Consider the following 12,265-nt stretch of genomic DNA (forward strand, 5'->3'; position numbering starts at 1 on the left):
ACACCCTCAAATCAAGCGGCGTGGTGAATATGTTCCCGCATACCGGCCATGTGGAATCGATGGCCTGGTTCGAGAAGGAATAGTCAGAACAAGGCGAGCTGCCCATCCTCGCTTGCCGCCGCAGCGTTGAATCCAGCCAGCGGTGCCAGGCTCAGCAGCCCGGCAAAATCACCCTCGCCGCCCAGCCAGGCCTGGTAGTGGGGCGGCTCGATGATCACCAGGCTGCGCTTTTCTTCATCGGGCTTGTGGAATTGCCCCATCAGCGGGTGGCCGTCGGCATTGATGGTGAGCAGGGTGAAGGAGTAGTGCCAGGCATGGTCGCGCTGGCGGCACTCCCACAAGCCTGCCGCCGCAAAGTCGGCGCCATCGCGGCGGCCGATGCGCCAGCGCTGGGCGCGGCCGCTGGCATAGCTGGGTTCGTAAAAGTGCGCCATCGGCACCAGGCAGAACTGTCGGCGCTGCCAGGCATGGCGAAACGCCGGCTTCACCGCCACCGTTTCGCTGCGCGCGTTATAGGTGTGGCGCGCCAGCTTATCCTCGGCCCGGTGCGGCAGCAGGCCAAAACCGGCAGCCAGACACTGATTGCCCTGAGCCGGGTCGATACGGGCAATGATGGGCGCCAGATAGCCGGGAAAGGCCTCGGGCTTGAATTCTCCAGCCGGCGCATCAAGGCCGAAACGCTGCTGGATGATAAGCCGGCTGCTTGGTGTGAAATTGGTGCACATGGCTTGGGGGCCCTATTCCGAGCGGGATTGGCGCGTCGATCATCACGCGGGCGCCAGCAACAGGTTTTGACTCAACAGCCACATTTTCCACGACTGGTCTTCCAGCTCATACGAGCCGCGCGATTCGCGCCAGATGATCTCGCGGCTTCGCAGGTTTTCCAGTGCATTCTGGACCGATGGCGGGCTGACCGCTTCATGGCACAGCTCGGCATAGCGCTTCATCGATGCATCGCCAAACGGGCTGAAGCCCTCGCTTGCCGACGCCATCACGCGGACCACTGCCTGCTGGATCGGCGTCAGCGACTGGTATTCGCTCTGGATATCGTGCCAGATACGCGCCTGTATCACGGAAGCATTGGATTTGAGCAGGGTACTGAGATCGGTCGCCTCCCCTGCCATGGCGACATCGGCGATGACACTGCGCAGCAGTTCCGGCCGACGCCCCAGCAGATCAAACGCCGCCCATACCGCATCGGGCTGAAACTGGTTGGTGGGCGACAGGCGCTGGTTCACGGTGGCACAGAATATATCGCTGAAATCCCGGCCAAGCAGCGGGAATGGCGTGACATTGCAGCCATAGAAGGGCATTTTCGAGGTACGCACCAGATGCGCCAGCTTGTCCCGGTTTGATCCGGTGAATACCAGCATCAAGGAAGGGGCCTGATTCGAGCTATTGAGCGCATCGCGGGCGGCTTTCAGGGCAAACATGGCTTCGGAACCGGCCGGCGTGGTCAAGGCATGCTGTGCTTCGTCTATGACCAGCAGCACCGGCTTCTCCGCTAGCCTGGCCAATTCGGTCAGCGCCTGCGTCAAGGTAAGGCCGGCGGGAAGTCCGTTGCTTCCGACATCCATGGTAAGGGCACCAGCAACGGTGACCTTGCTCAGGCCAATGGCCTTGGCCAGCTTTGATACCAGCCCGGCGTGGCCGGCAATGACATCCCTGACCGCCTCGCCGATCAGCAAGGCCGGGTCTCTGGAGCGATCTGCCCACAGATCGACATAAACGCAGACCCACCCACGCTCCAGTGCCAGCGGTATAAGGTCTTCGCGCAGGAAGGTGGACTTGCCGACGCGGCGCTGGGCTGCCAGGAACAAGCCGGAGCGGGCATCGAGAAGGCCGTCGCCGGTGAGGGCGTTGCAGAACTGCTCCGCCAGCTCGCGGCGGCGGAATGAGATCAGCGAAGTGGATGTTGTGCTCATCTGGCTGCCTTTGGCTTATCACCGATTATTTTTCAGATGATAATTTATCACGCAACGGATAATTGGCAATAATTGACCGACTCCGTGGCGTATCGCCAATGCAGCCTGCCACGCAACGAAGTGGACGACGCATCATCGTTTCTTGTGCGTTAGCTGGTCGATACAGCAGGCTGTCAATCGGCGGCACCCGTGTCACGCCTGGCGGCCGGGATCGGCTACAATCCGCGCCCTCGTCAATTGCGCGCAAGGCCTGCCATGTGGTTCAAGAATCTTCTGCTGTATCGCCTCACCGACCTCAGCAAACTCGACTTCGCCAAACTCGATAGCGAATTGCAAAAACGGCCATTTGCGCCGGTCGGCCAGCTAGACCGGCTTACCGCTGGCTGGATTGCGCCGGCCCGCCATGCGCCCGATATCTTCGCCTATCCGAATAACGGCAGCTGGCTGATTTCGCTGAAGACCGAGGAAAAGCTGCTGCCATCGAGCGTGGTCAAGGAAATGGCCGAGGAACGCATTGCCGATATCGAGTCGAAAGAGCTGCGCAAGATCGGCAAGAAAGAAGCCAAGGAAATCCGCGAGCGGGTGGCCGAAGAGCTGCTGCCGCGCGCCTTCAGCCGCTCGCGCGTATTGCGCGCCCTGGTCGACCCGGAAACCGGCTGGATCTGGGTGGACAGCGCCTCGGCCGCCAAGGCCGAACTGCTGATCCAGTTCCTGCGCGAAACCCTGGGCAGCCTGCCCACCAAACTGCCGCAAACCCAGCTCGACCCGGTGACCGCCATGAGCACCTGGCTGGAGCACAATGCACCGGGCAATTTCACCCTCGACGCCGATTGCGTGCTGAAGGCACCGGGCGAAGGCGGCGCCCAGGTCACCTGCCGCCGCCATGACCTCGGCAGCGAAGAAGTGCAGATGCATCTGAAGAGCGGCAAGCTGGTGACCCAGCTGGCGCTGAGCTGGGACGACCGCATCGCCTTTGTGCTGACCGAAAAGCTAGAAATCAAGCGCCTGCAGTTTCTCGATCTGCTGCAAGACCAGATCAAGGACGCCAATGCCGACGATGCCGCCGCCCTGTTCGACGCATCCCTGACCCTGATGGTGATGGAAGGCCGCAATCTGGCCAGCGCCGTGATCGAGGCACTGGGTGGCGAGCTGCCTTGAAGCCGCGGGTTCTAGGCTCTGTTGCCGTTTTGTCGGCAGAGCCTAGCGCCGATTAGCGATTGCTTAGTCTGATTTAGCCATGATTAATCGCGCAAACTGGTGCGCAGCACTAGCCTTGCGTCCGTTCGCAGCCTGCCGCTACCTGCGCCTTGTGCCGCTCACTGCAGCGGCCGATGCCTGCCAGCGGATCAAGCACTGACTGGATCAGTTTTCTGGCCGGCTGCGCGCCACGCTAATCAATCTGCAAGGAAACACCCATGAAAGCTCAACACGCCCTTCGCGCCAGCTTAGTGCTAGCCCTCTTGTCGCCCATCGCATTCGCCGATGCCTTCCAAAGCCGCTGGGAAGAAGTCAGCCAGCCGCTGACCGTGAACGGCAATAGCCAGTTCGTGCTGGAAGATGCGGGCGAAGGGTTTACCCGCATCAAGGAAAAGACCAGCCAGAACTACCTGAATATCGAAACCGGCAGCCTGCAAAGCTCGCCGATCAAGCCGGGCTGGCACAGCGCACAGTGGAAACTGGTACAGACCAGCGATGGCTGGGTGCGCCTGCAAAACAAGTGGAAGCCTGAGCAATACATCCATGTGGAAAAGGGCAATGCCGCCGCCGGCAAGATCGAGTCGGGCTGGCATAGCGCGCAGTGGAAGATCGTCAAGTAAGGTCTTGACCTTCTGATTGGGCTGGCAGCAGCTGGCCCAATCTTGCAGCTAGCCTCCCTCGCCGCCTTTCCGCCGCGCATCCCGCCCTCCTCCCCGGCCGCAACATCTTGCTGGCCTGCCTTCTCCGCCTATCGCCGCGAATAGCTGACTTCATCGCAGTCTGCGCCTAAAGTGAGACTTCCTTGCTGCCTTGACCATGGCCATGGCATAGCAGGCAATACGATTCGACTCCCTGACGGCGGCTGAGTATGTTCGACCGGACCAACCGGACCCTGATCTGCAGCGTGGTGTTTCTCGACATTGTCGAGTACTCGATGCATCCGGTCAGCGAACAGATGCAGCTGAAGGAGCGCTTCAATGCGCTCTTGCACGATGCCTTGCTCGATATCGCGGTGAATGACCGCATCCTGCTCGATACCGGCGATGGCGCCGCCATCAGCTTTCTGGGCGACCCGGAAGATGCCTTGTTCGTGGTGATGAATCTGCGCGACGCCAGCCGCCAGCTGCACGAGGCCGGGCAGCCGCTGACGCTGCGTATCGGCGTCAATCTCGGGCCGGTGAAATTGGTCAAGGATGTCAATGGCCGCCCCAATCTGCTGGGCGACGGCATCAATGTAGCGCAACGCATCATGGGCTTTGCCGAGCCCGGTGGAGTGCTGGTGTCACGTTCCTATTTCGAGGTGGTGTCCTGCCTGTCGGATGAATATGCGCGCCTGTTCAATTACGAAGGCGCCAAGACCGACAAGCATGTGCGCGCCCATGAAATCTACACGGTAGGCTATAGCGAGCAGGTGCAGCCGCCACCCGGCGGACGACGGCGCAGCGGTCGACGCACCCATGCTTTGATTGGCCGCGAACTGCGTGCGCACAAGCACTTTTTCAAGCGAGCCGCGCTGGCAGGCGTGGGCCTTGCGGTGCTGGTGGCCATTGCGGCAACGCTATTTGTATCGCGGCACACCTCACCGCTGACCGGCAATGCCACTACACAGACTGCCGCTTCGGTAAACAAGGCCGGCCCGGCCGCCATCAGCACCGCACCGACCGGCCTGCCGCCGATGGCGCCGGTCTCGACCGCCACGCCGGCCAGCACAGCCCGGCCGCCTGCAGCTACCAGCAAGCCCGCCATTCAGCCGCCAGCGGGCAGCCCCATACCCCCAAACACCGCATCAGGCCTTGCACCCAAGGCAGGCGACAGTACAGCGGGCAGCGCCAGGCCGCCCGAATCATCCGCCCATAAAGAAACTGGCGCGCAAGCCAGCCCCGCCAATGGCCCAAACAAAGCAAGCACGCCCGATCCCAATGCCAAACCAAGCAAACGTGTGAGTAGCAAGCCGGCAGCGGAGAAAACCAACGCCCCTGCCACGCCAGCCAGCAAGCCGGCTGCGGCCTCTGCCGGCGAAAAGCGCGAATGCCCGACCGCCGAGTGTGGCGCCAACGGGCGGCCCAAGCGCGATCGCTAGGAGTGCGCCGGACCGAACGCGTGTTCAGACTGCATCGCCAGCACGGAACCAGCTGCGTAGCTCGCTTGGCAGCTTGGGCTACGCGTACGACGGCTTAGCTGCTTAGCCGGCCACTGCCCATGAAAAAGCCTGCCAAGGCATCAGCCCGGCAGGCTTTCAGGCAGCTACATCCAGCAAGCAGCCAGATCAGGCCGTCTGGGCCGCGCGCAGCGGCGCAAAGTCCAGCGGCACCGCCGTTGCAGCCGAAATATCGGCCTCGCTCACGCCCGGCGCCAGCTCCAGCACTTCGATGCCATGACGGCAGATGCGCATCACGCCCAGGTCGGTGATGATCATGTCCACCACGCCCTTGCCGGTCAGCGGCAGGGTGCAGTCGGGCAGGATCTTGGCGTCGATGCTGCCATCTTTCTTCTTCGCCACATGCTCCATCAGCACGATCACCCGGCCGACACCGGCCACCAGGTCCATGGCGCCGCCCATGCCCTTGACCATCTTGCCCGGAATCATCCAGTTGGCCAGATCGCCCTTCTCGCTGACCTGCATGGCGCCCAGGATGGCCAGATTGATCTTGCCGCCGCGGATCATGCCGAAGCTGTCGGCCGAGCTGAAAATCGCCGAGCCGGGCAAGGTGGTGATGGTCTGCTTGCCGGCATTGATCACATCCGGGTCCACCTCGGCATCAGCCGGGAAGGGGCCGATGCCGAGCAGGCCGTTTTCCGACTGCAGCCATACCTCCATGCCCTCGGGCACGCAGTTGGCCACCAGGGTAGGCAGGCCGATGCCCAGGTTTACATAAAAGCCATCCTGCAATTCTTGCGCCGCACGGGCGGCCATTTCATCTCTAGTCCATGCCATTGCTTTTTCCTTTATCAACACCTGGTCCAGCGTTGCATTTCGGCTCAGCACCCGGCAAAGCCGGGTGTTTTCGGAAAGTGGCAGATCATGCAGCGCAATGGCCCTGATCGACCCCAACTCCCCCCGCCCTCACCCGGCAAACTCTCCCGAGTACAAGCGCCGCCGCGAGGGAGCCTCGCTCACGCTCGACAGTGAATGGAATACCGTTTACGCGTTCGGATTAACCGTTCGGGTTTTCGCGGGTGGTGCGCTTTTCGATGCGCTTTTCCGGCGAGCTGTTCAGCACCAGGCGCTGCACATAAATACCCGGGGTATGGATTTCATCGGGGTCCAGTTCGCCGATCTCGACGATTTCCTCCACTTCCGCCACGGTGATCTTGCCGGCCATCGCCACATTCGGATTGAAATTGCGCGCAGTGCGGCGGTAGATCAGGTTGCCGGCCTTGTCGGCCTTCCAGGCCTTGACCAACGAGATATCGGCCGTCAGCGAATGCTCCAGCACATAGTGCTTGCCATGGATTTCGCGGGTTTCCTTGCCCTCGGCCACCAGAGTGCCGTAGCCGGTAGCGGTAAAGAAGGCCGGAATGCCGCAACCGCCGGCACGCAGCTTTTCAGCCAGCGTGCCTTGCGGGGTGAATTCCAGCTCCAGCTCGCCCGCGAGGTATTGGCGCTCGAATTCCTTGTTTTCGCCGACATAGGACGAAATCATTTTCTTGATTTGCCGGGTTTCCAACAGCTGCCCGAGGCCAAAGCCATCGACGCCGGCATTGTTGGAAATGGCAGTCAGATTGCCCACGCCGCTATCGCGCAATGCGCCGATCAGCGCTTCGGGAATGCCGCACAGGCCAAAGCCGCCTACGGCAATGGTCTGGCCGTCCTTGACCAGATCAGCCAAGGCCGCTGCAGCGCTCGGATACAGTTTGTTCATGGGTTTTCCTGTTCTTGGGTAGGGAATTCGGTTCTGGCGCCCCCCAACCGGCCGCAGCGGATCGCGCGTCCGGCCAGGTGGCAAGCGCCACAAGCGGGGCATTATCCCATTGTGTGCCCGCTGAGCAAGGCCTACTGCGCCACCCAGCCGCCATCGACATTCCAGGCCGCACCACGAATCTGCGATGCTGCCGGGCTGCACAGGAAGACCGCAAGCTGGCCCAGCTGCTCGGGAGTGACGAATTCCTGCGAAGGCTGCTTTTCCGACAGCAAATCGCGCTGCGCATCGGCAAGGCTCAGGCCCTTGGCCTCGGCACGCGCTTCGATCTGTTTTTCCACCAAGAGGGTCTTGACCCAGCCGGGGCAGATGGCATTGCAGGTCACCCCGGTCTTGGCCAATTCCAGCGCCACCGCCTTGGTCAGACCAATCACCCCATGCTTGGCCGCGACATAGGCCGACTTTTGCGCCGAGCCGACCAGGCCATGCACCGAGGCGAGGTTGATGATGCGGCCCCAGTTGCGCTCGCGCATCAGGGGTACCGCCAGCCGGGTGGTGTGAAATGCCGACGACAGATTGATGGCGATGATGGCGTCCCATTTCTCGACCGGGAACTCTTCCACATTGGCCACATGCTGGATGCCGGCGTTGTTGACCAGGATATCCACACCACCCGCCTCCTGCCTGGCAAAGGCCAGCATATCGGCGATCTCGGCCGGCTTGCTCATATCGGCGCCGTGGTAATGCACCGCCACACCGAGCGCCGCAATCGCCTCGCGGGCCGGAGCAGCATCGCCAAAGCCGTTCAACACAATGGTGGCACCCTGCCTGGCCAATTCGATAGCCATCCCGAGACCGATGCCGCTGGTCGAGCCGGTAATCAGGGCGGTCTTGCCTTGTAGTGCCTGCATTGCTTCCTCCTTCAAACAAGCCATCGCTGGCCGATGGCGTACATTGACCAGCCCGCATCATAGGGGGCCCCAACACAGGGCGACAAACTCAGCATGCATTCAACAAGCCGAAAACCTGTGGACACAGAGTGCACCGAGAGCACAGAGCACACTGAGAAAACCTTCAGGGTCTGGACTTTCTCGATGTGCTCTTTGTCCTCCCTGTGCTCTGTGTCTACAGGTTTTGGCTGCGAGCCAATTGGTCTTGACAACCCCAAAACCTGTGGACACAGAGTGCACCGAGAGCACAGAGCGCACTGAGAAAACCCAGGCAAGATTTGGTCCTTCTCTGTGCGCTCTGTGTGCTCCCTGTGCTCTGTGTCTACAGGTTTTGCTGTTGTTGCCGACGACCCGAAGCGTCGCCCCTGCCGGCAACGCTGCTCATAGTAGAATGCGTGCTGCCTTGCTGCGCGGAGTTGTTGTGAATCTGAATATCGTCCTGCTCCTGTTGGTCACCCTGGTCTGGGGCACCACCTTTCCCTTGTTGAAGTCGGCATCAAGCACCCTGACTGGCGTGGAAATCTCCGCGCTGCGCTTTTTTGTTGCCGGCCTGTGCATCCTGCCCTTTGCCATCAAGGCACCGCGCCAGACCTGGCGCGATGGCGCCATTCTTGGCGCAGTGGCACTGCTCTCCTATGTCACCCAGGCATTCGGGCTCGAGCATATCTCGTCCAATCGCAGCGCCTTTATCACCAGCCTCAATGTGCTGATGGTGCCCTTTCTCGGCCTGCTCACCGGTGGCCGGCTCAGCTTGCAGATTCTTGCCGCCGCCGCACTGGCCTGCGCCGGCATCGGCCTGATGTCGTGGGAAGCCGGTGGCAACTGGCTTGGCGACGGTGCCACCTTGCTGTGTGCGCTGGCTTACGCCATCTATGTGGTCTTGCTGTCGCGCCGCGCCGGCTCGCACCAGCCACGCTCGCTCGCCGCTACCCAGATCGTGTTCATGGCAGTATTCGGCGGCGCCTGGATGCTGGTATCCGACCTGAGCAGCAACACGCTGGCCACCCTGCCCGCCCGCGCCATGCCGGCGCTGCTGCCGATTGCCTATCTGGGCCTGATCGCTACGGCCGGCATGCTGTTCCTGCAAGCCTATGCCCAGCGTGAGGTATCGGCCGACAAAGCTGCCGTGATCTACGCCATGGAGCCGGTATTCGCCGCCCTGTTCGGCTGGGTGCTGCTGGGCGAGACGCTCGGTGCCAATGGCGCCATCGGCGGCGCCATGGTGGTGGCAGCGGTCATACTGAGCGAATGGCGTTTTGCGCAATCGGCCAGCCCTGCGGCATCCTGAACCCGGCGCCGCCCCCAAACCTCTGCGCAGGCCTGCCCTGCCTGGACTTAGCCCTGATGACCCACGCTCCCACCCCGCCCCTTGCCGCCAAACGCCCGAAGAAGCTCAGCATTCATGGCGATACCCGCATCGACGACTACTTCTGGCTGCGCAATAAATCCGACCCGGAGGTAATCGCCTATCTGCAGGCCGAAAACGCCTATGCCGAGGCGGTGATGGCGCCGATCAAGCCGTTTGAAGATGCGCTGTTTAGCGAGATCAAGGCGCGCATCAAGGAAGATGACAGCTCGGTACCCTACCGGCTGGCGGGTTTTTACTACTACTCGCGCTTTGAAGCCGGCAGCCAGTATCCGCTGCTCTGCCGCAAGCCGATAGGCGCCGATGGCAGCTGGCAAGACGCTACGGAGCAGCTGCTGCTCGATGTCAACGCACTAGCGCTGGGCAAGGCCTTTATGGCGGTGGGCGAATTCGAAGTGAGCCCAAACGGCCAGTGGCTGGCCTACACCACCGATGCCAGCGGCTTTCGCCAGTACAAGCTGCATATCAAGAACCTTGCCACCGGCAAGCTACTGCGCATGCGCCGCGAGCGCGTCACCAGCGTGGCCTGGGCGCTCGATAGCGCCACCCTGTTCTTTACCACCGAAGACAAGCGCACCAAGCGCGCCAACCAGCTATGGCGCCACCGCCTCGGCGAGGCCACCGACACACTGATCCATGAAGAGCGCGATGAGCGCTTTGGCATGGATGTCTACCTGACGCGCAGCGAGGGCTTTCTGGTGCAGCAGATCAGCAGCCACACCAGCAGCGAAATCCGCTACCTGCCGGCCGACACCCCCAATGGCCGCTGGAAAACCCTGGCGCGGCGCCGCAAGGATATCGAATACAACCTCGACCACCGCGACGATCGCTTCTATATCCGCATCAATGACAGCGGCCGCAATTTCCGCCTGGTCAGCGCGCCGGTAAGCGACCCGAGCCGCGCCAACTGGCAGGAAGTGGTGCCGGAGCGCGATACGGTGATGCTGGAGGGGATAGACCTGTTCAAGCACTTTATGGTGCGGCATGAACGGGTGAATGGCCTGAACCAGCTGGTGATTACCGATCTGCGCAGCAATGCCAGCCATAGCGTGGCCTTCGATGAGCCGGTGTACAGCCTCGGCACCGAAGCCAATGCCGAATGGGACAGCCAGCTGCTGCGCTATAGCTATGAGTCGATGAGCACCCCATCGACCGTGTACGACTACGATATGGCGACCCGCCAGCAGACCTTGCTGAAACGCCGCCCGGTACTGGGCGACTTCGACCCGGCACGCTATGAGAGCGAACGCATCTGGATCACCGCCCGCGACGGCGTGGCGGTGCCGGTGTCGCTGGTGTACCGGCGCGGTACCCGCGACCAGGGCACGGCGCCGCTGTGGCTCGATGGCTATGGCGCCTATGGCCTGCCCAATGATGTGTATTTCTCATCGGCGCGGTTATCCCTGCTCGACCGTGGCGTGATCTACGCCGTGGCGCATATCCGCGGTGGCGGCGACCTTGGCGAGAAATGGCACGACGCGGGCAAGATGCGCCACAAGCAGCGCAGCTTTGACGACTTTATCGACTGCGCCGAGCAGCTGATCGCCCGGGGCTATACCGCGAGCGACCGGCTCGCCATCGAAGGCGGCAGCGCCGGCGGCCTGTTGATGGGCGCCGTGAGCAATCAGCGACCCGAACTCTTCAAGGTGGTGCTGTCGGAAGTGCCGTTTGTCGATGTACTGAGCACCATGCTCGACGCCAGCCTGCCGCTCACCGTGGGCGAATACGAGGAATGGGGCAACCCCAATCTCCCCGCCCAATACCGCTGGATGCGCGCCTATTCGCCCTACGACAATCTGCGCGCCCAACCCTACCCGACCATGCTAGTGAAAACCTCGCTGAACGACAGCCAGGTCATGTACTGGGAGCCAGCCAAATATGTGGCGAAACTGCGCACCCTGAAAACCGACCCAAATCCCCTACTGCTGGTCACCAATATGGGCGCCGGCCACGGCGGCGCCAGCGGCCGCTTTGACCGGATACGCGAAATTGCGCTGGATTATGCGTTTGTGTTGAGCCAGCTAGGCATTGCCTGAGCGGCAGATAGCCTGCATGGCAAGAGGACGCGGCAAATACAATCACTTCGCCCGGGCATGGGGCGAAGTGCTTCTGGACGCCCTATTGTGCCGAGGCCTGCTAGCCAGATGGAGCTATAGCCTTGGCCTGCACGGCGAATTTGGCGTGAGTCATCACGATATTACGCTGCCAGACCCGAACCTTCTGCCCCGCCCCATCAAAATTGCCTTTGCGTCCGACTTTCATGCTGGGCCAAGCACCCACCCGGAAATATTCCAAGCTTTGGCAGACGCCGTCGTGCAGCAGCAGCCGGATTTATTGCTGCTCGGCGGTGATTTTGTCTCGTGCAAGGCAGAATATATCAACATTGTTATTAATGCATTGAACCAATATCAAGCACCTTTAGGGACATTTGCAGTGTTTGGCAACCATGACCTATGGGCAGACGATGCGCACATAGCCAAACGCCTGAGCGAACTCGGGGTGCGTGTATTGATCAATGAACGGGTAAATCTGCCCGCGCCATTTGAAAAGATATCTCTTGTCGGCCTCGACGACCCATGGACAGGCGATGTGCATGTCGCAAGCGCTTTTGGCCCAGCACAGGAAGCTACGCTCTTGCTAATGCACTCACCAGATGGTTTGCTGTATTTGGACGGGCAGCGTTTCGAATTCGGCTTTGCCGGACATACACACGGCGGACAGATATGCACAAAAGGTGGAGAGCCCATTGCCACGCCCCATGGATCACTTTCCAGAAAATATGTATATGGAAAACATGGCATCGCAGACAATGGCACATTATTCGTCAGCCGTGGCGTGGGTTGCAGCACACTGCCAATCCGAATCAATGCAAACCCCGAATTGATCATCTGCACATTGACATAGCTATTAAATGTCTCAGCCTAATAGCCTGTACACCTGAGGACCGTTTTGTGCGGGAACAAGCAC

At 61.2% G+C, this 12,265-nt stretch carries 11 protein-coding genes; 6 read left to right on the forward strand and 5 right to left on the reverse strand.

Annotated features, from left to right (window positions below; all coding sequences use genetic code 11):
- Positions 1-83: 83 nt before the first annotated feature.
- The gene (locus tag ACE3OH_RS12430; protein ID WP_374352958.1) at positions 84-725 is read right to left on the reverse strand and encodes an SOS response-associated peptidase; all 642 of its coding nucleotides are present in this window, start codon (positions 723-725) and stop codon (positions 84-86) included.
- 42 nt (positions 726-767) lie between these two features.
- A complete protein-coding gene (locus ACE3OH_RS12435) occupies positions 768-1,925 on the reverse strand; it encodes a hypothetical protein (RefSeq protein ID WP_374352961.1) in 1,158 nt (385 codons plus the stop codon).
- A gap of 255 nt (positions 1,926-2,180) precedes the next feature.
- Here ACE3OH_RS12435 and ACE3OH_RS12440 point away from each other — a divergent pair, with 255 nt between their 5' ends.
- The 3 genes from ACE3OH_RS12440 (at position 2,181) to ACE3OH_RS12450 (ending at position 5,202) form a co-directional block, all read left to right on the forward strand.
- Positions 2,181-3,083 carry a recombination-associated protein RdgC gene (locus tag ACE3OH_RS12440; RefSeq protein ID WP_374352964.1) on the forward strand — a complete coding sequence of 301 codons (903 nt, stop codon included), beginning with the start codon at positions 2,181-2,183 and terminating at the stop codon, positions 3,081-3,083.
- A 257-nt stretch (positions 3,084-3,340) separates the two neighbouring features.
- Positions 3,341-3,742 (forward strand): hypothetical protein, encoded by a 402-nt coding sequence (locus ACE3OH_RS12445; protein ID WP_374352967.1) that lies wholly within the window; start codon positions 3,341-3,343, stop codon positions 3,740-3,742.
- 248 nt (positions 3,743-3,990) lie between these two features.
- Positions 3,991-5,202 (forward strand): hypothetical protein, encoded by a 1,212-nt coding sequence (locus tag ACE3OH_RS12450; RefSeq protein WP_374352970.1) that lies wholly within the window; start codon positions 3,991-3,993, stop codon positions 5,200-5,202.
- 186 nt (positions 5,203-5,388) lie between these two features.
- On the opposite strand, the gene ACE3OH_RS12455 is transcribed toward ACE3OH_RS12450, so the two are convergent.
- From ACE3OH_RS12455 to ACE3OH_RS12465, 3 genes are all read right to left on the reverse strand, one after another.
- Complete coding sequence (locus ACE3OH_RS12455) at positions 5,389-6,057, reverse strand: 3-oxoacid CoA-transferase subunit B (RefSeq protein WP_374352973.1); 669 nt, start codon at positions 6,055-6,057, stop codon at positions 5,389-5,391.
- A 220-nt stretch (positions 6,058-6,277) separates the two neighbouring features.
- A complete protein-coding gene (locus ACE3OH_RS12460) occupies positions 6,278-6,985 on the reverse strand; it encodes a CoA transferase subunit A (protein ID WP_374352976.1) in 708 nt (235 codons plus the stop codon).
- 131 nt (positions 6,986-7,116) lie between these two features.
- A complete protein-coding gene (locus tag ACE3OH_RS12465; RefSeq protein ID WP_374352979.1) occupies positions 7,117-7,893 on the reverse strand; it encodes a 3-hydroxybutyrate dehydrogenase in 777 nt (258 codons plus the stop codon).
- 460 nt (positions 7,894-8,353) lie between these two features.
- Here ACE3OH_RS12465 and ACE3OH_RS12470 point away from each other — a divergent pair, with 460 nt between their 5' ends.
- Genes ACE3OH_RS12470 through ACE3OH_RS12480 form a run of 3 tightly spaced genes read left to right on the forward strand, consistent with a single transcriptional unit; the run spans position 8,354 to position 12,202 of the window.
- On the forward strand, positions 8,354-9,220 hold the full coding sequence (locus ACE3OH_RS12470; RefSeq protein WP_374352982.1) for a DMT family transporter: 867 nt from the start codon (positions 8,354-8,356) through the stop codon (positions 9,218-9,220).
- Between the two features lie 56 nt (positions 9,221-9,276).
- Positions 9,277-11,334 carry a S9 family peptidase gene (locus ACE3OH_RS12475; protein WP_374352985.1) on the forward strand — a complete coding sequence of 686 codons (2,058 nt, stop codon included), beginning with the start codon at positions 9,277-9,279 and terminating at the stop codon, positions 11,332-11,334.
- Positions 11,335-11,350: 16 nt separating this feature from the next.
- Positions 11,351-12,202, forward strand: a complete 852-nt coding sequence (locus ACE3OH_RS12480) for a metallophosphoesterase (RefSeq protein WP_374352987.1) — start codon at positions 11,351-11,353, stop codon at positions 12,200-12,202.
- Positions 12,203-12,265: the final 63 nt, after the last annotated feature.

Origin of the sequence: Chitinimonas sp., from assembly GCF_041904975.1 — a bacterium.
GTDB lineage: Bacteria > Pseudomonadota > Gammaproteobacteria > Burkholderiales > Chitinimonadaceae > Chitinimonas.